The organism is Rahnella laticis (assembly GCF_015644585.1).
GTDB lineage: Bacteria > Pseudomonadota > Gammaproteobacteria > Enterobacterales > Enterobacteriaceae > Rahnella > Rahnella laticis.
In genome coordinates this window covers 60,062-86,408 of sequence record NZ_JADOBI010000002.1, presented here as the reverse complement: position 1 = coordinate 86,408, position 26,347 = coordinate 60,062, and the positions used below count along the sequence as shown (strand labels likewise).

Genomic DNA, 26,347 nt, shown 5'->3' with positions numbered 1-26,347 from the left:
CCGGGGATTCACTCAGTTGCCGCCTTGATACAACTCAAATGATTTTGCGTTTGGTTTCGGTGAAAACATCCAGGAGCACTTTATGCCTGCCGTACAGTTCATCAATGTTTCCCGTTTATTCGGGGATGTGAAAGCCGTCGATAATGTGTCCATTGATATTCAGGACGGCGAGTTCTTTTCTATGCTCGGGCCTTCGGGCTCGGGGAAAACAACCTGCCTGCGTCTGATCGCAGGTTTTGAAACGCTGACATCAGGGTCCATCCGCATTCACGGGCAGGAAGCGTCGCAGCTCGCGCCGTATGAGCGCGACGTGAATACCGTTTTTCAGGATTACGCTCTGTTTCCTCACATGACGGTGCTCGATAACGTCGCTTATGGCCTGATGGTCAAAGGCGTGGGGAAAAAGGAGCGAACGCACAAGGCGATGGAAGCGCTGGAACGCGTGGCGCTCGGTTTTACCGCCTCCCGTAAACCGGCATTTTTGTCCGGCGGCCAGCGTCAGCGCGTGGCGCTGGCACGGGCGCTGGTGAATCAGCCGGGCGTGTTGTTGCTCGATGAACCGCTCGGCGCGCTGGATCTCAAACTGCGGGAGCAGATGCAGGGCGAGCTGAAAAAGCTGCAACGTGAGCTGGGTATCACCTTTATTTTTGTTACCCACGATCAGAGCGAAGCGCTGTCAATGTCGGATCGCGTCGCCGTGTTCAACAATGGCCGCATCGAACAGGTCGATACGCCGCGCGAGCTGTATCTCAACCCGCGCACTGCGTTTGTCGCGCAGTTTGTTGGCACCGCGAACGTGCTCACCTCTGATCTCTCCCTCAAACTCACCGGCCTTTCCGGCAGCCGTTCCATCCGCCCGGAACATATCCGCCTGACGCCGCAACCGGTGGCCGGAACGGATACGGTGCAGGTCAGCGCCATTCTCAAAGATATTCATTTCCATGGCGCCGCAACGCGCTACGAACTGGCGCTCGAAGGCGGTGAAAAGCTGTTTGTCAGTGAGGCAAATAACCTTTCGGTCAGCGTGAAAAACACCTTCCATCAGGGGCAACCGGTGGTGGCCTGTTGGGACAAAGATGCCATGGTGGCGCTGCTTGAGGGTTAAACGATGGATATCAGCATGACTCCTTACGAGAAGCGATCGCGGCGTGGCCGGGCGCTGGTGACATTCCTGCATCGCCGCCCCGGATTTTATCTGGCGCTGCTGCTGGTGCCGCCGCTGCTGTGGTTCGGCGCGGTGTATTTAGGCTCGCTGTTTGCGCTGTTGTGGCAGGGTTTTTATACCTTCGACGACTTCACCATGACGGTATCCAATACGCTGACGCTGGCCAACTTGCGGGCGCTGTTTGATCCGGTGAATGCCGACATCATTATCCGCACCGTGACGATGGCGCTGCTGGTGTCATTTTTCAGCGCGGTGCTGGCGTTTCCGATTGCGTATTACATGGCGCGCTACATTACCGGCAAGAAAAAGGCGTTCTTTTATATCGCCATTATGATGCCGATGTGGGCGAGCTATATCGTCAAAGCCTATGCGTGGACGCTGCTGCTTTCCAAAGGCGGCGTGCTGCAATGGTTCCTGGAACATCTCGGGCTGGAGCCGTTATTGGCGGCGGTGCTGAGCCTGCCGGGGATTGGCGGGAATACGTTGTCGACGTCCGGGATTGGCCGCTTCTGGGTCTTCGTCTACATCTGGCTGCCGTTTATGATTTTGCCGATTCAGGCCGCGCTCGAACGCCTGCCGCCGTCGCTGATCCAGGCATCGGAAGATTTAGGCGCCAAGCCGTGGCAGACGCTGCGCTACGTGATTTTTCCGCTGGCGGTGCCGGGCATTGCCGCCGGGTCGATTTTCACTTTCTCGCTGACGCTGGGCGATTACATCATCCCGCAACTGGTGGGGCCGCCGGGGTATTACATCGGCAACATGGTGTATTCACAACAAGGTTCGATCGGCAATATGCCAATGGCTGCGGCGTTTACGCTGGTGCCTATCGTGCTGATCGCGCTTTATCTGTCGATGGTTAAACGATTGGGGGCTTTCGATGCACTCTAAACGCGCACCCTGGTTACTGAAACTTTCCGCGTGGGGCGGGCTGGTTTTCCTGCATTTCCCGCTGCTGATTATTGCCGTCTACGCCTTTAACACCGAAGACGCAGCGTTCAGTTTTCCACCGAAAGGCTTCACGCTGCACTGGTTCGCCGTGGCGGCCGGGCGTCACGACATTCTCGACGCCGTCTGGCTCTCGGTACAAATCGCCTGCTACGCCACGATTATCGCGATGGCACTGGGCACGCTGGCGGCTGCGGCACTGTATCGCCGGAATTTCTACGGCAAAAACAGCATCACATTATTGTTCATGTTGCCGATCGCACTGCCGGGGATCATTACCGGGCTGGCGCTGCTCAACGCCTTTCACGCCGCGCAGATCGAACCGGGCATGCTGACGATTGTTATCGGCCACGCCACGTTTTGCATGGTGATTGTTTATAACAACGTGATTGCGCGCTTCCGGCGGATTACGCACAGCCTGATTGAGGCGTCGATGGATCTCGGGGCGGACGGCTGGCAGACCTTTCGCTACATCATTTTGCCCAACCTCAGCACGGCGCTGCTGGCGGGCGGAATGCTGGCGTTCGCGCTGTCTTTCGATGAAATCATAGTGACGACATTCACCGCCGGGCACGAACGGACATTACCGATCTGGCTGCTCAATCAGCTGGGCAGGCCGCGTGAAGTGCCGGTGACGAACGTCGTCGCGCTGAGCCTGATGGTACTGACCATGTTCCCGATTTTAGGGGCGTGGTATCTGACAAGAAACGGGTCTGATGTGGCCGGTGACGGCAAATAATAAGGAAAAATGATGCAAACGAACATGCTGATTAATGGTGAGCTGGTTGCCGGAGAAGGGGCGTCATTGCCGGTTTTCAACCCGCATAACGGACAGGAAATTGTGCGCCTGGCGCAGGCCAGCGAGCAGCAGACCAAACAGGCCGTCGATCTGGCGCATCGCGCATTCACGCAGTGGGGACAAACCACGCCGAAAACCCGCGCCGAACTGCTGCTGGCGCTGGCCGGTCGCATCGAAGCCAACGCCGAAGCGCTGGCAAAACTCGAGTCCCTGAACTGCGGGAAACCGTATCATCTGGCGCTGGGCGATGAGATCCCGGCGGTGGCCGACGTGTTTCGCTATTTCGCCGGTGCCAGCCGTTGCCTGAACGGTCTGACCAGCGGGGAATATCTGGCCGGACATACGTCGATGATCCGCCGCGATCCGCTGGGCGTGGTGGCATCTATCGCGCCGTGGAACTATCCGCTGATGATGGCGGCGTGGAAAATCGCGCCCGCACTGGCGGCGGGCAACTGCGTGGTGATCAAACCTTCCGAAATCACGCCACTGACGGCGCTGAAACTGGGCGAACTGGCACAGGATCTCTTCCCGGCTGGCGTGCTGAACGTGCTGTTTGGCGACGGTCAGACGGTGGGTAACGCGCTGACGCATCACGATAAAGTCCGCATGATTTCCCTGACCGGTTCGGTCGCAACGGGCGAAAAAATTGTTGCGCAGGCCACCAGCGGCATCAAACGTACGCATATGGAACTCGGCGGCAAAGCGCCGGTGATTGTATTTGATGATGCGGATATCGACCAGGTGGTGGAAGGCGTGCGCACCTTTGGTTTCTACAATGCCGGGCAAGACTGTACCGCCGCCTGCCGCATTTACGCGCAGAAAGGCGTTTATGCCCGGCTGGTCGCAGCACTGGGTGAAGCGGTTTCCACGCTGAAATTAGGCACCGATGAAAACAGCGAAATGGGCCCGCTGGTTTCTGCGGCGCATCTCGAACGTGTCGAAGGTTTTGTGCAGCGCGCAAAACGGGTGCCGCATATTGAGGTCGTGACCGGCGGCGAACGTGTCTCCGGCGAAGGGTATTACTTCCAGCCCACGGTACTGGCAGGCGCGCGGCAGGAAGATGAAATTGTTCAGCGCGAAGTGTTTGGCCCCGTCGTCAGCGTGACGGAGTTCGATACCGAAGAGCAGGTTCTCGACTGGGCCAACGAGTCAAACTACGGGCTGGCTTCGTCAGTCTGGACGCAAAACATCGGCCGCGCGCACCGCCTCAGCGCCCGCCTGCAATACGGATGCACCTGGGTGAATACGCACTTCATGCTGGTCAGCGAAATGCCACACGGCGGCCAGAAACAATCCGGCTACGGCAAAGACATGTCGGTGTACGGGCTGGAGGATTACACGGCGATCAGGCATGTGATGATAAAACACTGAGAAGGCGTTGATTATTCAAATGCAGAAGGCCGCCATCGGGCGGCCTTTTTGCGTTTCTGAAGCGGAGTCTACGATGAACTGCTCAGGAATATGATGGCGATAATGAACGAGACGACCGTCAGGGCAGCGAGTAAGCAGTTGCCGGGAGTCAGCAACTTGCTGTTGGTCTTGCTTCGGTGGTTTCGGAACAGTATCCAGATCATCACAATCGCGATGAGTATGAATATTATCCCGCCGGTCAGACTGGCAACTGAAGTCATGTATGAGCCCTCATCAGTTAAACCCTAATGATAGCTCATATTATTGAATCTATTCCCGAAGCCGGCGTGCGGGCGTTATGCCTCGCCGGACGCCGCGATTTTTTTGCGGGCAATGTCGATAAACAGAATGCTGGCCGCGAACGAAATTCCGGAGCCGATGATCATGGAAAGCAGATAAGAAGTGACGTAATTATATTCTTTATCTATTAATGTCTGTTGTTCAGAAATTAAATCAATGTTGTCCATGACATAGCCACGGGATAAAAAGAGACCGGCCCATAGCGCGCCACAAACAATGAAACAGGTGTAGCAGACGTACGAGAATTTTTTATCAATATAATCAAGGTAGAATTTGGGATCTGAATAGGCCATTTTGAGAAGACCCAAAAAACAGCCCAGATAAATACCAATCAACCACTTCATTACGTCCCAGTTCATAGATGTCTCTGAATGTTGCCGCTGCGGCAGTAAACGATAGATAGAAGCCATCTCCGGATGCTTTGTTACACATCGCTCAATAGCCGTAAAAACCCTAACAATTTGATTTTACGTTGTTTTTGTCGCAAATAACGCGGCGTATTATCACACACACTTCGACATTCTGGCAAGATTGTTCACGCTGCTGAAAGAGTGGAACAGGTTAAAGGAAGTCCTAAATTGCGCAGCGTAAACGGAAATAAAAAAGAGCCGGAGATTTCTCTGTCGGCTCTTTTTTGGCAATAAACGTTTTAATGCTTAATTAACGCTTTCTCGCCAGCAGCGTGGCAAAACGCAGTTTGTAACGGTTGCCGTTTTCGTCGCGTTTATGCAGTTCGCCGACGTCTTCGTTGTATTTAACGATTTCCCAGCCTTCGTAATAATTACGCAATTCTTCCGGTTTGAAGGTAAACGGGAAAGGCAACGGACACGGATAATCCGGGCTGTCCATGGCCGCGACAATCAGGTTGTAGCCGCCGGACTTTGTCGCCGCGTGCATATCTTCGATGATGTGCGGGATGCTGTCTCGTTCCAGGAACATCATCACCACGGTGGAGAAAATGAAATCGTACTCGCCGCTGAAACGGTGTGAATTAAGATCCGCCTCGCTCATTGCGATGTTTTGCAGTGATTCCGCAGCGATGATTTCATTCACTTTTGCGACGCTCATCGCGTTGTGATCCCAACCGGTGACGTCGAAACCTTTCAGATTCAGATAAAGCGAGTTACGCCCGCTGCCGCAGCCTAAATCCAGCGCTTTGCCCGGCTGGACATAATTTGTGGCGTTGATGATTTCAGAGTGCGTGCGGGTCAGGCCGTATTTTTCGGTGTAATAATCTTCGTGCGCAATGGGCTGAGTCATCCCTGGTTTCCTCTAATAGTGAATCGAATATCCGCTATTATCCTCCAAAATGACTCCGGCACCATTACCCTTAGTGATCAGCTTTATCGACTAAAACGCATACACCGCCAGCCAGGCCTTCGCGCTGGCTTTCATTTTTTGTTCCAGTTCACTGCCACGTGTGGCAAAGATGCGGCTCAGCGGGAAACCGCTTTTTTCCAGCAGATAAGCCAGTGCGGCATATTCACGCGGATACTTCGTCACGACGCCCTGGTCTATTTCCACCGGGCCCAGCGGGAAAGTGAATGTACCCATATCGTAAACACTCTGACGGTGGAAGAGTTTCCAGACGCCGTCGCGTTTTTCGGCCAGATCGTAAAAACGGTTATGGCATTCACAGCCCAGATTTAGTTTTACGTTTTCGCCCATGATTATCGCGTTGGTTTCCAGAATCGCTTTGTTTCCGCTGGCATTAAACGTGACGGCGGGTTGTGCGATGAGGTGTTTGGTGCGCAAATCCGACGCGCCCATACGCATTGAGCCATCGACAAAATCGCTCGCCAGTCCTTCAAACCAGGTGATTTCAATCGTGCCGTCCGGGTGGAATAAATTGCGAAGCCCTTCCCAGTTACCCAGATCGCGGTGCATCCAGCCATTCATCAGATCATTAAGTTGCTGACGGTCTTCAAGTTGATTTTGCATTTCGGTGACTCCTGTAGGTTGACGGTGTTCAGTTTGGTCGTGAGAGGCGTTAAACTCAAATATATAGATTTGACTGAACAATCAATTTTAATGATTGATGGAGCGATTATGGATTTGCGTCATCTGAGGTACTTTCTGGCCGTCGCCGAAGAACGGCATTTTGGCCGTGCGGCTGAACGGCTTAACATTGTTCAGCCCGCGTTAAGTATGCAAATCAAAGCGCTGGAAGCCGAACTGGGCGGCGCATTATTTATCCGCACCAGCCGCCACGTAGAACTCACGGAAGCCGGGATTCTGCTGCGGGCAGAAGCACAGCGTACGCTGGATCAGGTAGAACATACCCGGCTGACCGTTGAGCGCTCCCTGCGCGGGGAAACCGGGCGCGTCAGGGTCGGATTCGCGGGCAATGCCATTTTCAGCGGTAAAATGACCAGCGATTTACGGCGTTTCCATAAAGCTTATCCCGATGCGGAGATTGTGATTCAGGAAGTCGCGCCGCAAAAACAGGTGGAAGCGATCCTCGCCGGACAACTGGATATTGGCTACACGCCGGATAACAGCACGACGTCCGTCGCTGCCATCCGGGTGCAAAAGGCCGGAAGCTGGGAAATTATGGTGGCGCTGACGGACGATCATCCGCTGGCGGCATACGCCTGCATCACCCTTGAGATGCTCGCGGAGCAGCCGCTGATTTTGTACGACGCCCACGACACGCACGAGCACGTCTATCTCATGTTTGCGAAGCAACTGGGCGATAAGTTCCGCGTTGCGCACCGTTCCGGCAGCACCCTGAGCGTGCTGGCGATTGCCGCCGCCGGGCTCGGGCTGGCGCTGATCCCCGCGCCGGTTCAGCAGGTGAATATTCCCGGTCTGCTCTACCGCCGTCTTGATGCGCCGGAGATGATGGCGAACCTGGTAATCATCAGTCGCGTCTCAGAGCCGGGTCATGCGGTCACGGCTTATCTTGAGATGGCGCTCCCGGCGTTGTGACGGATCCTGCCGCCGGTATGGCGTTAATTTCCGCGCCTTCCGGTCTGGTGGTTTGTCTGCCGGAAAATATAACTGCCGACACCGTGAACCGGATCGCCCTGAAAACCGACTTTCTGCATACCGATTTTTTCCAGAACGCGCTGTGACGCCAGATGATTTTCACGCACGGTGGCGGAAATCTGCGGGATCCCAAAATGCTCGAACCCGGAATTCAGCGCCGCGCTGGCGAATTCGGTCGCCAGCCCTTTTCCCCACGCGGATGTGGCGAACCGGTAACCGAGAAACACCCGGTGATTTTCGTAGCCTTCACGAATGCTTAGCCCGCCAAACCCGATAATGTTGTCCGGCTGCGTATTCAGCGCAACAGCCCAGTGTCCGAACCCATAATCGGGCCATTCGCGCAGCCAGCCGTTCAGTTTTTCACGGGCATATTCAAGGTCAGGATAGGGGCCGCGCGGATTGAACTGATGAGTCTGCGGGTCGCCATAGATCGCGAAAAGGGAATGGACATCTTTGGCCTCAACCGGCCGGAGCAATAACCGCGATGTTTCGATGAGCATAGTGAACGTTTTCCTCCCGTTAGCTGAAATAAATCTTAGCCTGAGCGGAGAACTCTGCCACTGTTTGTAAGGAATAAGTGACCTTATTATTATCTCCCAACAATAAGGTCAGGGTAATACGCGGGTTACTGATGAAGGGGGGAAATTAATTACCGACTACAACGTGGTCGACATCGATTTCTACGCGACCGTCATCTTTATCCACATCACCGATAATATGCACGGTTTTGCCGATTAATCTGCGTTCATCGTCGTCGTCATCATCGTCCACGTCGATGCGGATTTTGCCCGTGCTGTCCTGGAACCAGTAGCGGTCGTCGTCTCCGGCGTAGCTGATAATTTTTCCTGTCAGCATCACCCGTGCATCGTCGCGCAGTGTTTTGGCCTGTGCCACGGTGACTTCACGGGTATGTGAATGATTTGCCAGGGCAATCATGGGAAACAAGAAAATAAGTAATGCACTTTTTTTAACCATTAAGGATCCATCCTTCCCTGCGGGAATGCTATTCCGAACCGGTATGACAATGAGCAAAAGCAACCGGTTTACGGCGGAAGCGGATTCTAATCCTGAACAGAATGTAAGTTAATCCTGCGGGGGAATTATCAGAGATTTCTATCGTGAATATTGGATTTATCCGACGCAAACGATAATCCGATAGCGGAAAATACCCCTAAAGGAGTAGCCCTGTTTGCCCGAAATTTGTTCTGTATTAAGAGAACGTTTAATTCCAGCAAAAGCGCTTTTTGGTTTTGATTTATCATACGCCAGTCATATCAATCAGGCTCAAACAATGCCCTCAAAGAATATCTCGTTATACTCCGTGCTGCGCATACTTTTACTGCTTTCTCTGACCGGGCTAGCCTTGCCTGCGATGGCGATTAACTGCCAGCGGGCAGCCACGCTGGTGGAAAACACGCTGTGCAGCAGCCCGGAACTGCGCTGGCTGGATCATAATCTGAACTGGATTTATCAGACTGAAGTGGTGAAAAACCCGCAAAGTATCTGGAAACAGCAACAGGAATGGCAACGTGCACGCAGCAGTTGTGTCAGTGACAGCTGCATTCAGCGCGCTTATTTACTGGGGTTAAGTTCGCTGGCGCAGGTCGACCGCAACCAAAGCATGGAAGGCAAATGGTGGAATAAAACCGCGCCCAACGGCAGCGGCGGCATGCTAACGGTTTCGCGGGTATCGCGCTGGGGCTATGAACTGAATGCCACGTCGTGGGCGGGCGTGAACAAAGTCTCGCTCAGCGGAGAAGGGCGACTTTATTACGGCGTCGGTCTGGTGGACGATCTGAAAGATGCCAGCGGTTGTAAATTACTGATGATCCCGCGTCCGGACGGAACCCTTGAGGTTGCCAGCAATACTGACTTTGGCTGCAAGCTTTTCCTGCCGGAAGGTATCGCGGTCGACGGCGTGTATGTGCGCGGAGAAACCGATCCCCGTCCTCCGGCAACCTTACTTTCGCTGGGCATTTTTCCGACCGAGGCGCTGGATCAGAAATTTCGCGCGCTGGTGGGACAGGATTACGCCGAGTATGTCAAAACGGCCAATACCTACACGTACAGTGACGATCTGGATAATCAGGGTGCCACGGTCATGACGCTGACCGTGAAAGGGATGGCGAACCGCAAAGCGGCGATGATTCGTTATACCGCTGAAGGACAAATCTGGGCGCTGCGCATCGAACCAACTTCTGCGGGTAAAGTGAAGATTGGTTACGTGACGACCGAAGCCGACAAGTCAGCCATTCCAAAATCCCTCTCGACCTGGTGGCTGAACTTCCCGGATGCTCCGGAAATCGTCCCCTCACAGAAATAATCTTCAGCGCCGGGCAGTCAGAACAACATACTGCCCGGCCACCACAGCAATCCCAGCACGACGGCCACTCTCAGTAAAAATCCGCCTGTTATCACGGCCAGATGCGCCGCCACCGGTAAGGAGAGGGCACGCCGCCACTTTTTGCTGATCATCAGCTGAGCTGCCCGACAATTTTCAGATCCACATCATCCGGCACTTCGTTATAAGAAAGCACGTTCAGACCGGCTGCAAACAAACGCCCGTACCGGGCCAGAAGCGGCCGCAACTGTGGCGCAACCAGCAGACAAGGTGACTGATTCTGCGCTTTCAGTGTCTCGAGGATCACCGGCATATTGGTTTGCAGTTGGGTCAGAATATTCGGGTCAACCGGGAAACTGTCGAGACTGACTTTCCCCGCCTGCTGGGCCTGATTCAGCGCGCTGAGCAGCAGATTTTCCACCTGATTATCCAGCGTGAAGGCCGAAAGCGCTTTTTTGTCCTGCGTCATCGAAGCAATGATGGCGCGACGCAGGGCATAACGCACGTCAGAGGCCAAAAGCAGCGGATCTTTGGTCACGGCGGCGCTTTCCACCAGCGTGGTGGCGATGGTGACGATATCTTTCAGCGACACCTGTTCGGTGAGCAGAATTCGGTAAATGCGCAGCTGCTGGCTGAAATTCAAGCTGCTGTTCAGGTCTTCTGCCAGTTTTGGAGCCAGTTGCGAAAGACGCTCATTGAGCAGCGTAATGTCGTCATAGTTGAACAGTTCGGGCAGGCTTTCCCGCGCAATTTTATTCACATGCGTGGCGACCACGCTGGCGCAATCCACCACCTGATAACCCAGATTAAGCGCGCGTGCTTTCTGGTCCGGCGTGATCCACACCACCGCCAGCCCCCAGGCGGGGTCGATATCCATCACGCCGTCGACTTCGCCGTACTGTTCGGCGGTAGGAATAGCCATCAGCCGGTCGGCGTGAACTTCGCCCAGCGCGCTGCGGATCCCGTTGATGTGAATGGCGTACTGCGCCGGTTTCAGGCGGAAGTTTTCACGAATGCAGATTTCCGGCAGCAAAACACCGCTGGTTTCAGACACCACCTGGCGCACGCCGCGCATACGCTGCGTCAGGGGGCTGCCTTTAGATTTATCCACCAGTGTGACCAGCTTGTAGCCAAGATTGAGGCCAATCGGCTCAATCACCGGAATGCTTTGCCAGCAAACGGCTTGCCCTTCCGGGTCTTCCAGCACTTCGGCAATGGCGGCCATGTCAGTAACCGGCGTCGCCTGTTTTACCTTCTTGCTTTGCTGCCACGCGGTGAACAGCAGCAGGGCGGTGAACACCAGAAAGACCACATGCGGCATGCCCGGTACGACGGCCAGAATAAACATCACGAAGGCGGCGGTATACAACGTCGCAGGTTTTGCCAGCAGCTGTTTTTTGATGTCATCGGACATCTCGCCGCCGTCACTGACGCGCGTCACGATAATCGCCGCTGCGGTGGCGAGCAGCAGGGAAGGGATCTGCGCAACCAGACCGTCACCGATGGTCAGCAGCACATACAGTTCGAAGGCGTGACTGGCGTCCAGACCGTGCTTGAAAATACCGATGCAAATCCCGCCGATGACGTTAATCACCAGGATCATGATCCCGGCGACGGCGTCCCCGCGCACGAACTTGGATGCCCCGTCCATCGCGCCGTAGAAATCAGCTTCGTTCGCGACGTCTTTGCGGCGCTGGCGGGCTTCTTCCTGATTGATCAATCCGGCATTCAGGTCGGCGTCAATTGCCATCTGTTTACCGGGCAGGGCGTCGAGGGTAAAGCGTGCTGACACTTCCGAAATACGTTCGGCACCTTTGGTCACCACCACAAAGTTGATGATCATCAGGATGACGAAAACCACGAAACCGACGACAAAGTTGCCGCCGATCACCACCTGGCCGAAGGCTTCAATCACCTGACCGGCAGCGCCCGCGCCTTCATGCCCGTTGAGCAACACCACGCGGGTTGACGCGACGTTCAGACACAAACGCATCAGCGTGGTGATCAGCAAAATGGTCGGGAATAGCGCGAAATCCAGCGGCCGTTTGCTGTTCACGCTGACCAGCAGCACCATGACCGCCAGCACGATATTGAAGGTGAACAGAATATCGAGCACCATTGGCGACAGCGGCAAAATGACCATTGCCAGCATACTCAGCAGAAGTATCGGTACACCGACGTTGGCTTTTTTCAGCATCGGGATGATGCCTTTAATGTCAGGACTTGCCATGAGTTTCCAGTACCTCTTTCGGAATAGGGATCCGGGTGTTCAGCGCCGGTTTTTCTCCCTGACCGGCACGCCAGGATTTCAGTTGCATCACGTAAGTCAGCACATGGGCGATGGCTGCATACAACGGTGCGGGAATTTGCTGATTTACCCGCGTGGTGTGATAAATGGAACGGGCGAGCGGCGGAAACTCAACGATTTCCACCTGATTTTTAAGCGCCACTTCGCGGATATACAACGCGACTTCGTCGACCCCTTTCGCAACGATGTAAGGCGCTGCGGCGCGGTCGGCGTCATATTTCAGCGCCACGGCAAAATGGGTCGGGTTAGTAATAATGACGTCGGCATCCGGCACGGTGACATTGATTTGTCCCATGGCCATCTGCCGCTGTAACTGGCGGATCCGCCCCTTGATTTGCGGGTTGCCGTCATTGTTTTTATGTTCCTCCTTCACCTCATGCTTGGTCATGCGCATCTTTTTGGAGAACAGGAACTTGCTCAGCGGAATGTCGATCACCGCGAAAGCCGCGATGATTAACACGAACGTCAGCATGATGTCTTTGTACATCAGCAAACCGTGGTTCACGGCCTGACGCAGCCAGAGCGTTTGCAGGGAAAGCAGGTCAGGCAGTTCGCTCTGCACCGTGTTGTAAAGTACGGCCAGCAGCACGGCGCACTTGGCGATCATCTTCAGCACGTCGGTAAAATGGCTGGGCGAAACCAGTCGTTTTATGCCGCTCAGCGGGCTGATTTTCTTGAAGTCGGGTTTGAGTTTTGACAGCGTAAACTGCCAGCCGCCGGGGATCAGGCTGCCGAGAATCATCGCCAGCGGCACTGGCACCAGCGTCAGGATAAACTTCATGAGGATCAGCACATGCGTGAGCATAAACTGATGCAGAGCACCGTCGTCATTGAGCCGGTCAGCCATCTGCCCGACCGCAACAAACGACGCGGCAATCAGGCTTTTGTAGTAAGGCAGAAATGCGCCGAGCGTCATGAAAGACGCGATTAAACCCACCGCCACCGTGACATCTTTTGAACGCGGAATATCGCCTTTCTGGCGCGCTTTTTTCAGCTTGCCCTGCGTGGCCTTTTCGCTTTTATCGCCGCTGCTCTCCGCCATCAGGCCTCCCGCAGCCGGTCTAACTGCGCCAGCACGTCATTGGTCAGATGCAGATAGTGATCAGGCATATTGCTGACCAGCAGGCCGATACAAAACAGCCCGAACAGCATGCTGATCGGGAAACCGAGCGAAAACAGGTTCAGCGCCGGAGAAACACGGTTCAGCAGTCCGAAAACGCCCTGCACGATCATCATGATAAATACGGTCGGCATCGCCAGCAGCAATGCGCCGGAAATCAGCCAGCCCACGCCGCTGACTACGGTTCGCAGGGTCAGATCGCTGATGGCGTGACCAATCGGCCAGAAAGTAAAACCTTTATAGAGAATGGTGACCAGCAGCAGGTGCCCGTCCAGGGAGAAAAACATCAGCACGCAGAAAATAAAAATCATCTGCGCAATCACCGTGGTCGAGACGCCGTTGCCCGGGTCATTCATCACCGCCATGCCCAGCCCCATGTTGAAAGACAAAATATGCCCGGCGGTTTGCAGTGCGATGAAAACCCATTGCAGGATCGCGCCAAACATAAATCCCCACAGGATCTGTTCGCCCACGAGCAGAAATGTTTGCACCGAGAGCAGGGCGGTCAGCACCACAACATTGTGCAGCATTGGCGAGATCACGGCGGTCAGCGCCAGTGCCACCGCCACGCGCACGCGGCGTGACACGGATTTTTGGTCCAGTACCGGGCAGAAATGCAGAAAAGCCAGAATGCGGACAAACGGCAGAAAACCGGCCAGCAGCGGGGCGAATAACTCGCGGACGTCGATACCCATCAGCCGGCCAGATGCGCAGCCTGCTGAAAAATCAGCTGGGCGAAGTCGATCAGTTGGGTCAGCATCCATTTTCCGGCGAAAATCAGCACGGTCAGGGTCGTCACCAGACGTGGGAGGAAGCTCAGCGTTTGTTCATTAATCTGCGTGGTGGCCTGAAAAACCGCCACAATCAGCCCGACAACCAGGCTCGGCACTATCGCGACCATCGAAATGATCAGCACCAGTTTTACGCCCTGCGCCACAATGTCGCCGGCGACGTCGAGAGTCATCATTATCCCAGCCCCTGAATACTGCTGGTCAGCGTACCGACCACCAGCGACCAGCCGTCACACAGCACGAACAGCATCAGCTTGAACGGCAGCGAAACAATCAGTGGTGACAGCATCATCATCCCCATTGCCATCAGAATACTGGCGACAATCAGGTCGATAACCAGAAACGGGATGTAAATCATAAAGCCAATCTGGAAGGCCGTTTTCAGCTCGCTGAGCACAAAAGCGGGCACCACGATGGTCAGATCCTGATCTTCCGCCGCGCCTTCGACTTTGGCGATAGTCATGATTTGCTCGAGCGCTTTGGTACTGGTATTGGCGAGCATGTAACGTTTTAACGGCACCGTGGCGGTGGCCAGCGCGACTTTCAGCGTGATCTGGTCATTCTGAAAAGGCACGATAGATTCGTTGTAGATATGCAGCCCGACGGGGCGCATCACCAGCATGGTTAGCGCCAGCGCGATGCCGGTAAGGACTTTATTGGGCGGACTTTGCTGCAAACCGAGCGCCTGACGCATAACGGCCAGCACGATGATAAACCGCGTAAAACTGGTCATCATCAGCACCATGATCGGGATAAGCCCGAGCAGCGTCATGAGGATCAGAATTTCGATTTTGACGTTGTAATCCTGTCCGGTCGCCGTATTTGCCGTACTGAAAAGCGTCAGGCCGTCACCGGCGGCCTGCGCCACGGGCATGAAAAACAGGCCGCCGAGCAGCAGGGCAATCAGCCCGCCGCTCCGGGAAAAACGGAAGAAAAGTACCGGGTTCATAACGCCAGTTCACCCAGTTCTTTGTTGTTGAATTCAATAATGCGCAGGCCGTATTTATCGTTAAGCACCACGACTTCGGCCTTGCCGAACAAAATACCGTTCACTTTGATATCCAGAGGTTCACCGGCCATTTTGTCCAGCTCGATAACGGACTCGTTATTCACGGCCATCAGGTCCGCCAGTGAAATATTTACGGAGGCGACTTCCAGCGTCAGCGTCACCGGAATGCGGCTGAACAGTGAAAGTTTGCGCTTTTTCTCGAAAAGTTCAGATTCACTCATGCCGCCGGACCGGGCAGCGGAAGCAGGCATCGCCGGTGCGAGGGTGTCACTCAAATCGAAATTCAGGTCGAGATCCTGCGGCAAGTCATCCTGATGGTCAGTCATGTTGATCGTTAATCCTGTCGGTAAATTCTGAGAAGAAAAGTCTGCCGCGGTCTTCAGACACCACGGCATTAAACAAGGGCTGTGAACCGACGTGCAGCGGGAAACAGTCCGGCAACGAAATCGGCAACACGTCGCCGGTTTTCAGCGCCGAAAGCTGTGCGACCGTCATGGCCACGCTGGCCAGATGGCCGGTCAGTTGCAGCGGCAGGGTCGAGACCATGGTTTCCAGCTGCCGCGTCGTGAAGTTCTCCGGCTTGCGCGCCAGCGTATCCTGCGAGCTGCATAACGCGGCCAGCAGGGCATCGATATGGTGGCCGTCGAGCAGCAGGGAAAAGCTGCCGTCCTGATATCCTTCCAGCGCAAATGTAATCCGGTATGACCAGTGGCCGATCAGGGCGTTATAGTCATTTTTAATATCCAGCGGTTCGCTGAATAACGTGTCATTAAGAATAAATTCAGCCAGTTCCAGCCCGAGTTTATTCTTTAAACGTTCTTCCGTTTTGGTGACCGGCGCAGAAATGATCTCTTCCGGTCCCATCGATTCTTTTGCCAGCCCGTAATAATCATGCAAAATATTCAGCAGTAAAGGGCGTTCAATCTGAAACGCGATATTACCCAGCCGGGTAGACATGATTTGCGAATACTTTTGAAAAGAGTCCATTTCAAAATGCATCTTGTTCAGGGCGATATTGACCCGGAATTTTTTCAAAAAATAAATACTGATGTGTGCATCAATCAGGTCGAAGCGTTCGTTAAAAATCTGCGGGACTTTATGCCACGGGCGACCCAGCTTATTTGCTTTGAGTTCTGTCAGTTCAGGCAAGTTGTCTTTGTTGTATATCCGGATTTTATTTTGCATTGCCTGTCTTTCTCATGCTGGGAATCATTTATTCCAGAGTTTTTTGAAAAGAATTTAAGTGCTGAATATTTTTTGTCGCTTTTCATCGATGACCCGTATCAGCATATTTCTGGTGGCCATTTTTTCGAAGATGAATTAAACCCGTATTTGTACAGTCTCGCAACCCTGTTTGAGTTATTAATGGCTTATTTAAATGTCATTAATAATGGTTAAATTTATGTTTAACACGATGTTTTTAATAGGTTTATATTTTAATACTTGATTAAACCTCGCGCCCGGCCCTCATTTCCGTATACTCCGCTGAAATTATCAATCTCATCCCGCATTTATACCGGTGAAATGGTGCTGCGGTGATTTCTACCTAATCAGAGTATTGATGAACAGGCCGGTAAGTTTTGTGCTGAAAAGAGTCATCTCTTCAGCCATTTTTCATCGGTGATATTTGACTATTGCGCCACAGCTTTTTTCAGAATCAATGCTAATCCGCGCATATTAACTGGGACCACACTGATGATGACCCGAATGTTACAACAGGATGACTCTCCGCAGAGCGATATCTACGACAGTAAATATGTCGCCTGTTCGCCGTCGAGTATTAATGTATTCGGCCTGGCGAAGCGTGTTTCCCGTTTTAATGTGCCCGTTCTGATCACCGGTGAAACAGGAACCGGCAAAGAGTGTGTGGCAAAATATATTCACCTGAACGCCTTTGGTGAAGATGCGCCTTATATCGCAGTGAACTGTGCGGCTATTCCTGAAAACATGCTGGAAGCGATTTTATTCGGTTATGAAAAAGGCGCATTTACCGGTGCCATTAATAGCGTGCCAGGGAAATTTGAAATGGCGAACGGCGGAACCTTATTGCTGGATGAAATCGGTGATATGCCTCTGGCGCTACAGGCCAAATTATTACGCGTGTTGCAGGAACAGGAAATAGAGCGCCTCGGCAGCCATAAACGTATCCCTCTGGATATCCGTCTGATTGCCGCTACCAACAAAGATCTGGAAAAAGAAATCGCCGAAGGGCGGTTTCGTCAGGATCTTTATTACCGCCTTTCTGTGGTGCCGATGCATATCGCGCCGCTGCGCGAACGCCCTGAAGACATCATCCCGCTGGCGCAGATTTTCATGCGCAAATACCCGTCTTTCAGCCAGACGCCGGTACGTCTGACGCAGGATGCCTGCATCGCACTTGAGCAGCACGAATGGCCGGGCAATGTGCGTGAGCTGGAAAACGTGATTCAGCGCGGCTTGATCATGTCACCGGGTGGCGATATTTGCGCGCAGTCATTCGGCCTGAGCGTTGCCGGTGACGTTTCACCGGTCTGTGCCGGCACCCCTTCCACCGCCGCACCGCGCCACATAAAACAGCGCGGACGTCAGGCGGAATATCAGTACATCGTTGATTTACTTAAGCGCCACGAAGGCAACAAATCCCGCACCGCCGAGTTTCTCGGGATCACGCCGCGCGCGCTGCGTTACCGGCTGGCCTCCATGCGCCAGAAGGGTTTTGACCTGGGCTTTTGTACGACTTCGCCTAATTCGCACGGATAAAACGGATTTCACATGAACAAAATTGATGCCATTGGCATAGGACAGACGCAGCGCCAGCTGATTTCGCAGATGCAAAGCATCAGCGCACAGGCAGGCGCGCCGGTCATTGCGCCCGCCACCGGAAAGGCGGAAACAGTCTCCTTCGGCAATGTGCTGGATAACGCGATTAACAGCGTTGACCAGCAGCAGCACGTCGCCAGCGCAAAACAGCGCGCGGTGGAAATGGGCGAAAGTGATGACCTGACCGGCGCGATGCTGGAAAGCCAGAAAGCCAGCGTGTCTTTTTCGGCCATGATGCAGGTTCGCAACAAGCTGACGTCCGCGCTCGACGAACTGATCAACATTCCGCTGTAAGGACAGACCGTGCTTGAACAACTGAAACTCAAACTGAGCCGACTGCCGGTCGAAAACCTGCGTAAGTGGGGCGTCCTGGCGGGCGGAGCAGCACTGGTCACTGCTCTGATTGTGGCCGTGATGTGGGGCAGCAGCCCGAACTACACGGCGCTGTTTGGCTCGCAGGAAAACATCCCTGTCGCGCAGGTGGTTGAAGTCCTCAGTGGCGAGAAAATCGCGTACCGGATTGAGCCGGCAAGTGGCCAGATCCTGGTGGCTGAAGGCAAACTGCCGCAGGCGCGCATGGCGCTGGCCGCCAAAGGCATTGCGGCGCTGCACCCTGCCGGTTACGAGCTGATGGACAAAGAAGAAATGCTCGGCAGCAGCCAGTTCGTTCAGAACGTGCGTTTTCGTCGCAGTCTGGAAGGTGAGCTGGCGCAGAGCATTATGGCGATTGACGCCGTGGGCAGCGCCCGTGTGCATCTGGGCATCAGCGAGGCCAGTTCGTTTGTCCTGAGTAACCGCCCGCAAAGCAGCGCGTCGGTGATGGTACGTCTGAAGTACGGACAGACGCTCAGCGCGGAACAGGTCGGGGCTATCGTTAATCTGGTGTCGGGCAGCGTGCCGGGCATGGACGCGGCAAACGTGCGCGTGGTCGATCAGCAGGGGCAACTGCTTAGCGCTGATCTGGAAGACAGCAGCGCCGTCACCGGAAGTAAACGTATCGACGAACGCGTGCAGCACATCCGCCAGCAAACCGAACGCAACGTGGCAAATCTGCTGACTTCCGTGGTTGGCGCGCACAACTTCCGCGTGAGCGTGGTGCCGCAGGTGGATTTCAGCCAGATTGAGGAAACGCAGGAGCGCTATCTCGGCGAACCGCGCGTGAATTCAGAAAGCCTGCAACAGGAAAATACCACTGACGAAATGGCGATTGGCATTCCGGGCTCGCTGAGTAACCGGCCCGCCAACGCCGCGCCCGCCGCCAATACCAATCCGCAGGGCTTAACCAGCCGCAATCAGGCGCAGCGCCAGTTTGCCTATGACCGCGATATCCGCAGCGTGCGCCATCCGGGTTATAAGCTGGAAAAACTCTCCGTGGCCGTGGTGCTTAACGAAGCCGCACCGGCGCTGGCGGGCTGGAACGCCGACAAACAAACCGCCATGAACCAGTTGCTGACCAACGCCGTGGGCATTGATGCGCAGCGCGGTGACGTGCTCAGCCTGAGCCTGATGAATTTCGCCGAGCGCGATACGTTCGAAGAGCCGGTACTGAAATGGTGGGAAAAACCGGCGGTCATGAACTGGGCCGAACGCGGTGGTATGGGATTGCTCGGTTTGCTGGTCATTCTCTTTGGCATTTTGCCGCTGTTACGCCGTGTGGCACGCAGGCCGGAACAGCCGGGTGTTGGCAACGGTTTGCCTGAAATGCTGGCCGACGGCGTATTCGTCGATGACACCGGCGAAGAGTCTAAATCCGGCGATGAAGCCACGCTGAACAACGCCCTGCCGCGCAGCGCGCTGCAACTCGACGATAACTTACCGGCCCAGAGTTCCGGGCTGGAAACCAAAATCGAATACCTACAGATGCTTGCCCAGAGTGAGACCGACCGGGTAGCCGAAGTCATTAAACAATGGATCAGCAGCAATGAGCGAAGCACCAGCAGCACCAAATCGTCCTAGCGGCAAAGGCAGCAACAATCCGGGGCGAACCCGCCTGGAACAGGCCGCTATTTTGCTTCTGAGCATTGGAGAAGAAGCCGCAGCGACGGTCATGCAGAAATTCACCCGCGAAGAAGTGATGCGCCTGAGTGAAACCATGGCGCGCCTGCATGACGTCAAACTGACGCAGGCACGGGATGCGCTGAACCATTTCTTCAAGGAATACCGCGAGCAAAGCGGAATTAACGGCGCGTCGCGCAGCTACCTGAAAGGGATTCTGGAGAAAGCGCTGGGCGGTGAAATTGCCCGCAGCGTGATTAACGGGATTTACGGCGATGAAATCCGTTATCGCATGGCGCGCCTGCAGTGGGTTGATACCCCGCAGCTCGCGGCGCTGATCGAACAGGAACACCTTCAGTTACAGGCCGTTTTCCTCGCCTTTCTGCCGCCGGATGTTGCGGCACTGGTGCTCACGCACCTTGACGCTTCACGTCGAGAAGAAATTTTGTTCCGCGTTGCGCGTCTCGATGACGTTAACCGCGACGTGGTTGATGAGCTGGATCGTCTGATTGAACGGGGCGTGGCGGTACTTTCTGAACACGGTTCGAAAGTGAAAGGCATCAGGCAGGCGGCGAACATCGTGAACCGCATCGCCGGAAATCAGCAGGAATTGCTGGATCAGATGCGTGCCCGTGACGAAGACGTCGTGGATGCGCTCAAGGATGAAATGTACGAATTCTTTATCCTCAGCCGACAGACGCCGGTCACGCTGCAACGTCTGCTTGACGAAGTGCCGATGGAAGACTGGGCGGTTGCGCTCAAAGGAACCGAACCGGTTCTGCGCGCCACGATTTATGACGTCATGCCAAAACGGCAGGCCCAGCTGTTGCAAAACACCACCAACCGTCTGGGGCCGGTGCCGCTGAGCCGCATCGAACAGGTGCGCAAAGAAATTATGTCGCTGGTGCGGGAACTCGCCGAAGAGGGCGAAATTCAGGTGCAGCTGTTTGCCGAACAAACCGTGGAGTAAAGCATGACGCTCAAACGCAACACGATCCCCCGCCACGGCGTCGTCCGTGTTCACACCTTCCCGCCGCTGCGTAAAAACCGGCACGGTGAAATGGCGCACGGCGGTGCATCGCTGGATCCGGCGGAATATCAGCAACAGCTGATGAACGGTTTTCAGGAAGGGCTGAACAACGGCTACGAGCAGGGGCTGGAACAGGGGCGCGAAGAAGGCTATCAGGCCGGGCATCAGCAGGGCTATGACGCCGGTCTGCAAAAAGGCCGCAGCGAAGGAAAAATCGCCGGACGCCATTTGTTTGAACAGGCATCGCAGCCTTTTGCCGGGCTCAGCCAGCAGTTACAGCAGGTGCTGGACGAGCATGAACAGCGCCGCCGCACCGAACTTTTGCAACTGGTAGAAAAAGTGACACGACAGGTGATCCGCTGCGAACTGGCGTTGCAACCTACACAACTTCTGGCGCTGGTGGACGAAGCGCTGAGCAGCCTGCCGGAAGCGCCTTCGCGGCTGAAAGTGTCGCTCAACCCGCTGGAATTCGCCCGCATCAGCGAGGCCGAACCACAGAAAGTGGCTGAGTGGGGCATGGTGGCTGACGAATCGCTGGAGCCGGGCGAATGCCGGGTAGAAACAGACACCAGCGACATGGATGTCGGCTGTTCGCACCGTCTCGATCAATGCATGGACGTACTGACGCAAACCCTGACCGCGACGGAAAACGCGGATGAGTGAAATGACCGATTTCGACAAAGCGCTGGCGTCGCTCGAAGGCATTAATCTGGCGCGCGTTGCCGGACGCCTGACCCGCGTCACCGGCATTTTGCTTGAATGTGTCGGTTGCCGTCTGGCGATCGGCCAGCGTTGTCAGGTCGAACAGGCTGACGGCGAAATGATTGATGCACAGGTGGTGGGTTTCGACCGCGAAATCACCTTTCTGATGCCGTTTAAACACCCCGACGGCCTGATTGCCGGCGCGCGGGTTTTTCCTTCCGAAAAAGAGAGCGAACCGCCGGTAGGCGATGCATGGCTCGGTCGCGTGGTGAACGGGCTGGGCGAGCCGATCGATGGCAAAGGCCGTCTGGGCGGCGACACGCCGCTGCCATTACAGCTGCCACAAATTAACCCGCTGACCCGTAAACCGGTGCATGAACCCCTGGACGTCGGCGTGCGCGCCATTAACGGCTTACTGACCATCGGCAAAGGCCAGCGCGTCGGGCTGATGGCGGGCAGCGGCGTGGGGAAAAGCGTGCTGCTCGGTATGATCACCCGTTACACGCAGGCTGACGTGGTGGTGGTAGGGCTGATTGGCGAGCGTGGCCGTGAGGTTAAAGAGTTTATCGATAACGCGCTTAAATCCGCAGGCATGGCGAAATCCGTGGTCGTGGCGGCGCCGGCGGATGAATCGCCGCTGATGCGTATCAAGGCGACGGAAATCTGTCATTCCATCGCCACCTATTTTCGCGATCAGGGCAAAGACGTTCTGTTGCTGGTGGATTCCCTCACGCGGTATGCCATGGCACAACGTGAAATTGCGCTGTCGCTGGGCGAACCGCCGGCTACCAAAGGGTATCCGCCGTCAGCGTTTGCCGTGATCCCCAAACTGGTCGAAAGCGCCGGAAACAGCGAAAGCAACGGCTCGATGACCGCCATTTATACCGTGCTGGCGGAAGGTGATGATCAGCAGGATCCGATTGTTGACTGCGCCCGTGCGGTGCTCGACGGCCACATTGTTCTCAGCCGCCATCTGGCGGAAGCCGGGCATTATCCGGCCATCGACATTGGTCAGTCGATCAGCCGCTGCATGAGCCAGGTGACCGAAAAAAGTCATCAGCAGGCGGCGCGGATATTCAAACAAATGTACGCCGATTACCAGGCGATCAAACCGCTGATCCCGCTGGGCGGCTACGTGGCCGGTGCCGATGCGCAGGCTGACCGCGCCGTGCGTCTCAGCCCGGCGGTGACGCAATACTTGAGTCAGGACGTCGAGCATTGCGCGGAGATCCCGCAGTGCATTACCGAACTTGAGGCGCTGAGCCGTGCCTGATTTTTAACGATGTTTAACCCGCAGGGAAGATCATGAAACCCGTCAACACTATCGGCGTGCTGGAACAGCTGCGCCAGATGCGCGAACGCACCGTGAATGAACTGACCGGTCAGCTTGCGCGGCAAAAACAGCTTTGCCAGCGTTATATAAACAATATTAATTCACTGAATGCGCTGTGCCACGACGGACTTTTGCAAAATCAGGGAGCCGTGGAGCGGATGAACCAGATGCATTACAAAGCCAATATTCAGCGCGTGATCGCCTGGCAGGAACAGGAACAGGCGCTGGCGGACATGCGCGCGCGCGAATTGCAGGCTGATCTGACCGTGGAAGCGTGTCGTGAGAAAACCGTGGATCTGGTGCTGTTACAGCAACGTGAAGCGCTGGCGAAAGCACGTGGCGCGCAGGAACAGAAAAATACCGACGGGCTGGCGCTGCAAAGCTGGCTGCGTAACCGCAACAACCGCCGTAAGCGCTGACAGGCAGGTTTATCCATGATGCAAAAGACTCCGTTAAACAGGACTGCCAGCCCGCTGATATCGGGTCTGCTTGCCCGCTCAGCGGCGAAACATGCCGATGCGAAGGCTGCATTGCCTTTTGTCAGCGTGATTACCCCAACCTGGGAACGCCGCGCGTTTTTGCCTTATCTGATTTACATGTTCCAGTATCAGGATTACCCGGCTGACCGTCGTGAACTGGTGATCCTCGATGATTCAGCGCGCAGCAGTCAGGATTTGGTCGACCAGATTAACCGGACGCAAAACCGCGACAATCCCATCCGCTACTACCACGTCAGCGAACATCTGGATCTCGGCGAGAAACGTAACCGTCTGAATGAACTGGCGCAGGGCGAATACATTATCTGTATGGACGACGATGATTATTATCCGCCGGATAAAATCAGCTACACAATTGGCGAGATGCAGCGGCATAACGCGCTGTTTGCCGGATGCGACCAGATCCCTATCTGGTACAGCCACATCGACCGGATCTATAAAACGCAGGCCTTTGGCACGCATCACGCGCTGAACGGGACGTTTGCCTATCACCGCAACTTTCTGAAAAAACACCGCTACGAAGATTCCGCCAATCTCGGCGAGGAAGAAGGTTTCCTCAACGGATTTAGCGTGCCGGTTTTACAGCTGGATCCAATGCGCTCGATTTTGTGCGTCTCCCACAGCAGCAACACGTTTGATAAAGATTTCCTGATGGGGCAGTGCGAGGCGGTGGACGCGACTGTCAGCGATATCGTCGGCGATGGCCTGCTGCGCAAACACTATCAGCGGCTGAGTCAGGCTCCGGTGAGAAGCATCATTAACTGGGGCTTTTTCAGCCGCATCGTAGTGAATTCGCTGTCCGGCAATGACGCCACGCGGGAGGCATTTTGCCAGACATTGCTGAGTCTCGGCGTCAGCCCGCAACAGCTGGAAATCTGGCCGGCGGGACTCGCCGGAGAACCGCTGGCGGTAAGCCATAAAGCCGTGGCGGAAAAAGCGCAGGCCGAAAACTGGCCGAATTATCTGCTGCTCGATGACCGTCTCAGTCTGGTCCGGCAGGAAAAAACGGTGGCCAATATTAACCGGATGCTACAGGCGATGGAGCAGCTTGAATGGAGCGTGAGTTTGCTCGGCTGCAACCTGCACCGCCTGCATCTGCTCAAATCATTACCCGGAACGGTCCGTGCGCTTGAAGCCGGGCAGGCCGTGGCCTACGCCGTGAATCAGCCGTATTACGGCCAGCTCATCGATAACCTTTCGGAGGGGCTTCTCGGGCTGGAACAACAACCTGATAACCCGGATTTTGCGCTCGATTCTCACTGGCTGCCGCTGATGCAAACCGGCCTTTGGCTGGCGCTGTATCCGGGCTTTGCCTACCGGCGTGAAGGCGATAACGGCGAAGATCTTACCGCCAAATTCTTCCGCAAGGTTCAGGCCGGTTAGCCCTTCATCAAAGCCACTTCTGATGTCAGAACAGAAAGTATTATGAAAACGGAAAGCATTTTGAAAACTGAAACTCCCCTGATTGACAGTTATTCGCCGGAATTTGTCCTGCGTCTGCATGAAATGAAAACGCCTTGCACCTGCGAAAGTTGCCAGAAAGAACCGGCGCTGAGCCAGCTGAACTGGGCGAACGAAAGCCGTCACAGCGCACGGCTGGAATGTGACCACGTCGCGCGCGACATGTTGCTCGATCCGCAATCTTTTGTGCTGCACAGTGCGAAAATTCCCGTGCAGGAAGGGGCGATGGAGCCGTTGTCCGGCTGGCACCGCGCGGTGAACCAGGGCTGCATCAATCTGCTGATTTGCGGTGAGCTCAATACCGAAGAAAAGCTGTACGCCACGGGGGTTTTCCTCAGCAAAATGCAGCGCGTCGCCGGTGATAATGATCTGAATGCGGTCAGCGAATGCTGGCAGCAACTGCTGGAAATGGTGGAGAACGGCGCGCTAAGGCAGCAGTTCCGGCAGTTGCCGGAAATTGAAACCTACAAACTTGAGCAATTACGGCATATCAGCCAGCAACCGGTGGATGCCGCGCTGGATCCGCTCAGCGCGATGGCGCTGACGCTCAAACTCAATGAACTGAACGTGTTATCTGATGATTATCTGACCGACAGCCTGCATGAAATTAAACAGGACAACAGCCTGGCGCTGTTTGCAGAAGTGCACCCGTCGCTGTGGACGAACTACTTTATTTACCGCTGTTACCACGACGTATTCCCGGGCCGCGACCCGCAAAATTACAGCCATGCGTTTATGTCGCTGTGCGTCGATTATTTCTCGCTGAATGTGTTGTGCAGCCTGCTGGCACAAAGCGACTGCCCGCCGGACGAAGACAATGTTCCGGCGTTATTTGCCGACTGGCGGCGCACCGCTTTGCAGCGTGATTCCGCCGCACTGAGTGCCGATCCGCTGCTGATGGGGCTGTCTCTGCTGTCATGAAAACCGACCATCACGCCTCTAAAACGGTGATCACCTTTGGCACGTTCGACGTGTTTCACATCGGTCATCTGAATATTTTGCAACGCGCCAGCACGCTGGGCGGTCGTCTGGTCGTCGGGATTTCTTCTGATGCCCTGAATATCGAGAAAAAACAGCGTGCTCCGGTGTATTCCCAGCAGGAACGCATGGCGATCGTCAGCCAGATCAAAGGCGTGAGTGAGGTCTTTCTGGAGGAGTCACTGGAAGCTAAAGCTGGCTATCTGCGTCAGTATCAGGCGCAAATTCTGGTGATGGGAGACGACTGGAAAGGGCGTTTCGATCATTTTTCAGACCTGTGCGAGGTGGTGTATTTCGCCCGCACACCGTCCGTTTCGACCACGTCGATCATCGAAGTGGTGAAGGCGATTACCTGATCCTCACTCAACATCCA

General features: G+C 55.1%; 31 protein-coding genes. 17 read left to right on the top strand and 14 right to left on the bottom strand.

Translation table 11 applies throughout. The annotated features are described in order from the left end of the window. Positions 1 to 82 precede the first annotated feature (82 nt). Genes IV433_RS03665 through IV433_RS03650 form a run of 4 tightly spaced genes read left to right on the top strand, consistent with a single transcriptional unit; the run spans position 83 to position 4,280 of the window. Positions 83 to 1,105: an ABC transporter ATP-binding protein gene (locus IV433_RS03665; RefSeq protein WP_195813059.1), complete on the top strand. Its 1,023-nt coding sequence runs from the start codon at positions 83 to 85 to the stop codon at positions 1,103 to 1,105. 15 nt (positions 1,106 to 1,120) lie between these two features. After that, entirely contained in the window at positions 1,121 to 2,053 is a 933-nt protein-coding gene (locus IV433_RS03660) for an ABC transporter permease (protein WP_195813498.1), read from the top strand. Continuing rightward, positions 2,043 to 2,849, top strand: coding sequence for an ABC transporter permease (locus IV433_RS03655; RefSeq protein ID WP_195813058.1), 807 nt, complete (start codon positions 2,043 to 2,045; stop codon positions 2,847 to 2,849). The genes IV433_RS03660 and IV433_RS03655 overlap by 11 nt, the downstream gene beginning before the upstream one ends. A 12-nt stretch (positions 2,850 to 2,861) precedes the next feature. Beyond that, on the top strand, positions 2,862 to 4,280 hold the full coding sequence (locus IV433_RS03650) for a gamma-aminobutyraldehyde dehydrogenase (RefSeq protein ID WP_195813057.1): 1,419 nt from the start codon (positions 2,862 to 2,864) through the stop codon (positions 4,278 to 4,280). Between the two features lie 68 nt (positions 4,281 to 4,348). On the opposite strand, the gene IV433_RS03645 is transcribed toward IV433_RS03650, so the two are convergent. The 4 genes from IV433_RS03645 to IV433_RS03630 all read right to left on the bottom strand — a co-directional run bounded on the left by IV433_RS03645 (position 4,349) and on the right by IV433_RS03630 (position 6,560). Beyond that, positions 4,349 to 4,540 carry a cytochrome c oxidase subunit II gene (locus IV433_RS03645; RefSeq protein ID WP_101078180.1) on the bottom strand — a complete coding sequence of 64 codons (192 nt, stop codon included), beginning with the start codon at positions 4,538 to 4,540 and terminating at the stop codon, positions 4,349 to 4,351. A gap of 75 nt (positions 4,541 to 4,615) precedes the next feature. Next, a complete protein-coding gene (locus tag IV433_RS03640; RefSeq protein ID WP_152326743.1) occupies positions 4,616 to 5,029 on the bottom strand; it encodes a hypothetical protein in 414 nt (137 codons plus the stop codon). A gap of 250 nt (positions 5,030 to 5,279) precedes the next feature. After that, complete coding sequence (tehB, locus tag IV433_RS03635) at positions 5,280 to 5,879, bottom strand: tellurite resistance methyltransferase TehB (RefSeq protein ID WP_195813056.1); 600 nt, start codon at positions 5,877 to 5,879, stop codon at positions 5,280 to 5,282. A 90-nt stretch (positions 5,880 to 5,969) separates the two neighbouring features. Further along, positions 5,970 to 6,560, bottom strand: coding sequence for a nuclear transport factor 2 family protein (locus tag IV433_RS03630; protein WP_195813055.1), 591 nt, complete (start codon positions 6,558 to 6,560; stop codon positions 5,970 to 5,972). A gap of 108 nt (positions 6,561 to 6,668) precedes the next feature. On the opposite strand from IV433_RS03630, the gene IV433_RS03625 reads away from it, so the two are divergent. Continuing rightward, positions 6,669 to 7,550, top strand: a complete 882-nt coding sequence (locus IV433_RS03625) for a LysR substrate-binding domain-containing protein (protein ID WP_195813054.1) — start codon at positions 6,669 to 6,671, stop codon at positions 7,548 to 7,550. A 23-nt stretch (positions 7,551 to 7,573) separates the two neighbouring features. Here the strand turns inward: IV433_RS03625 and IV433_RS03620 are convergent, their stop codons facing one another. Together IV433_RS03620 and IV433_RS03615 are read right to left on the bottom strand one after the other, a co-directional pair. Next, complete coding sequence (locus IV433_RS03620) at positions 7,574 to 8,110, bottom strand: GNAT family N-acetyltransferase (protein WP_195813053.1); 537 nt, start codon at positions 8,108 to 8,110, stop codon at positions 7,574 to 7,576. 145 nt (positions 8,111 to 8,255) lie between these two features. Beyond that, a complete protein-coding gene (locus tag IV433_RS03615) occupies positions 8,256 to 8,585 on the bottom strand; it encodes a NirD/YgiW/YdeI family stress tolerance protein (RefSeq protein WP_195813052.1) in 330 nt (109 codons plus the stop codon). Between the two features lie 316 nt (positions 8,586 to 8,901). On the opposite strand from IV433_RS03615, the gene IV433_RS03610 reads away from it, so the two are divergent. Beyond that, a complete protein-coding gene (locus IV433_RS03610) occupies positions 8,902 to 9,933 on the top strand; it encodes a lysozyme inhibitor LprI family protein (protein ID WP_195813051.1) in 1,032 nt (343 codons plus the stop codon). Positions 9,934 to 9,950: 17 nt separating this feature from the next. Here IV433_RS03610 and IV433_RS26270 read toward each other — a convergent pair whose 3' ends face one another. From IV433_RS26270 to IV433_RS03575, 8 genes are read right to left on the bottom strand one after another with little or no spacing between them, the layout of a single operon-like run. Continuing rightward, positions 9,951 to 10,085, bottom strand: coding sequence for a hypothetical protein (locus IV433_RS26270; protein WP_255533954.1), 135 nt, complete (start codon positions 10,083 to 10,085; stop codon positions 9,951 to 9,953). Beyond that, positions 10,085 to 12,181: a flagellar biosynthesis protein FlhA gene (locus IV433_RS03605; protein ID WP_195813050.1), complete on the bottom strand. Its 2,097-nt coding sequence runs from the start codon at positions 12,179 to 12,181 to the stop codon at positions 10,085 to 10,087. Before IV433_RS03605 ends, IV433_RS26270 begins: the two co-directional genes overlap by 1 nt. Then, positions 12,168 to 13,301 (bottom strand): flagellar biosynthesis protein FlhB, encoded by a 1,134-nt coding sequence (flhB, locus tag IV433_RS03600; protein WP_195813049.1) that lies wholly within the window; start codon positions 13,299 to 13,301, stop codon positions 12,168 to 12,170. Before flhB ends, IV433_RS03605 begins: the two co-directional genes overlap by 14 nt. Further along, the gene (fliR, locus tag IV433_RS03595; protein WP_195813048.1) at positions 13,301 to 14,074 is read right to left on the bottom strand and encodes a flagellar biosynthetic protein FliR; all 774 of its coding nucleotides are present in this window, start codon (positions 14,072 to 14,074) and stop codon (positions 13,301 to 13,303) included. Before fliR ends, flhB begins: the two co-directional genes overlap by 1 nt. Then, positions 14,074 to 14,346 (bottom strand): flagellar biosynthesis protein FliQ, encoded by a 273-nt coding sequence (gene fliQ, locus IV433_RS03590; RefSeq protein ID WP_195813047.1) that lies wholly within the window; start codon positions 14,344 to 14,346, stop codon positions 14,074 to 14,076. Before fliQ ends, fliR begins: the two co-directional genes overlap by 1 nt. Beyond that, the gene (gene fliP, locus IV433_RS03585) at positions 14,346 to 15,119 is read right to left on the bottom strand and encodes a flagellar type III secretion system pore protein FliP (protein WP_195813046.1); all 774 of its coding nucleotides are present in this window, start codon (positions 15,117 to 15,119) and stop codon (positions 14,346 to 14,348) included. The genes fliQ and fliP overlap by 1 nt, the downstream gene beginning before the upstream one ends. Next, on the bottom strand, positions 15,116 to 15,505 hold the full coding sequence (fliN, locus tag IV433_RS03580; protein WP_195813045.1) for a flagellar motor switch protein FliN: 390 nt from the start codon (positions 15,503 to 15,505) through the stop codon (positions 15,116 to 15,118). The genes fliP and fliN overlap by 4 nt, the downstream gene beginning before the upstream one ends. Continuing rightward, the gene (locus IV433_RS03575) at positions 15,498 to 16,166 is read right to left on the bottom strand and encodes a FliM/FliN family flagellar motor switch protein (RefSeq protein WP_229893196.1); all 669 of its coding nucleotides are present in this window, start codon (positions 16,164 to 16,166) and stop codon (positions 15,498 to 15,500) included. Before IV433_RS03575 ends, fliN begins: the two co-directional genes overlap by 8 nt. A 6-nt stretch (positions 16,167 to 16,172) precedes the next feature. Here IV433_RS03575 and IV433_RS26100 point away from each other — a divergent pair, with 6 nt between their 5' ends. From IV433_RS26100 to IV433_RS03525, 11 genes are all read left to right on the top strand, one after another. Continuing rightward, a complete protein-coding gene (locus tag IV433_RS26100) occupies positions 16,173 to 16,577 on the top strand; it encodes a hypothetical protein (RefSeq protein WP_229893195.1) in 405 nt (134 codons plus the stop codon). A 300-nt stretch (positions 16,578 to 16,877) separates the two neighbouring features. Continuing rightward, positions 16,878 to 17,918: a sigma-54 interaction domain-containing protein gene (locus tag IV433_RS03570; RefSeq protein ID WP_195813497.1), complete on the top strand. Its 1,041-nt coding sequence runs from the start codon at positions 16,878 to 16,880 to the stop codon at positions 17,916 to 17,918. A 12-nt stretch (positions 17,919 to 17,930) separates the two neighbouring features. Continuing rightward, positions 17,931 to 18,272 carry a flagellar hook-basal body complex protein FliE gene (gene fliE, locus IV433_RS03565; RefSeq protein WP_195813043.1) on the top strand — a complete coding sequence of 114 codons (342 nt, stop codon included), beginning with the start codon at positions 17,931 to 17,933 and terminating at the stop codon, positions 18,270 to 18,272. Between the two features lie 9 nt (positions 18,273 to 18,281). Next, positions 18,282 to 19,934 (top strand): flagellar basal-body MS-ring/collar protein FliF, encoded by a 1,653-nt coding sequence (gene fliF, locus IV433_RS03560; protein ID WP_195813042.1) that lies wholly within the window; start codon positions 18,282 to 18,284, stop codon positions 19,932 to 19,934. Beyond that, positions 19,900 to 20,943: a flagellar motor switch protein FliG gene (locus IV433_RS03555; protein ID WP_195813041.1), complete on the top strand. Its 1,044-nt coding sequence runs from the start codon at positions 19,900 to 19,902 to the stop codon at positions 20,941 to 20,943. Before fliF ends, IV433_RS03555 begins: the two co-directional genes overlap by 35 nt. Before the next feature lie 3 nt (positions 20,944 to 20,946). Next, complete coding sequence (gene fliH, locus IV433_RS03550) at positions 20,947 to 21,666, top strand: flagellar assembly protein FliH (RefSeq protein ID WP_195813040.1); 720 nt, start codon at positions 20,947 to 20,949, stop codon at positions 21,664 to 21,666. After that, positions 21,659 to 22,978: a flagellar protein export ATPase FliI gene (gene fliI, locus IV433_RS03545; RefSeq protein WP_195813039.1), complete on the top strand. Its 1,320-nt coding sequence runs from the start codon at positions 21,659 to 21,661 to the stop codon at positions 22,976 to 22,978. The genes fliH and fliI overlap by 8 nt, the downstream gene beginning before the upstream one ends. Positions 22,979 to 23,010: 32 nt before the next feature. Further along, positions 23,011 to 23,457 carry a flagellar FliJ family protein gene (locus IV433_RS03540; protein ID WP_195813038.1) on the top strand — a complete coding sequence of 149 codons (447 nt, stop codon included), beginning with the start codon at positions 23,011 to 23,013 and terminating at the stop codon, positions 23,455 to 23,457. Positions 23,458 to 23,472: 15 nt separating this feature from the next. Further along, positions 23,473 to 24,918 (top strand): glycosyltransferase family 2 protein, encoded by a 1,446-nt coding sequence (locus IV433_RS03535; RefSeq protein ID WP_229893194.1) that lies wholly within the window; start codon positions 23,473 to 23,475, stop codon positions 24,916 to 24,918. Between the two features lie 60 nt (positions 24,919 to 24,978). Then, positions 24,979 to 25,917: a tRNA-ribosyltransferase gene (locus IV433_RS03530; protein WP_195813037.1), complete on the top strand. Its 939-nt coding sequence runs from the start codon at positions 24,979 to 24,981 to the stop codon at positions 25,915 to 25,917. Continuing rightward, on the top strand, positions 25,914 to 26,330 hold the full coding sequence (locus IV433_RS03525) for an adenylyltransferase/cytidyltransferase family protein (protein WP_195813036.1): 417 nt from the start codon (positions 25,914 to 25,916) through the stop codon (positions 26,328 to 26,330). The genes IV433_RS03530 and IV433_RS03525 overlap by 4 nt, the downstream gene beginning before the upstream one ends. Positions 26,331 to 26,347 lie beyond the last annotated feature (17 nt).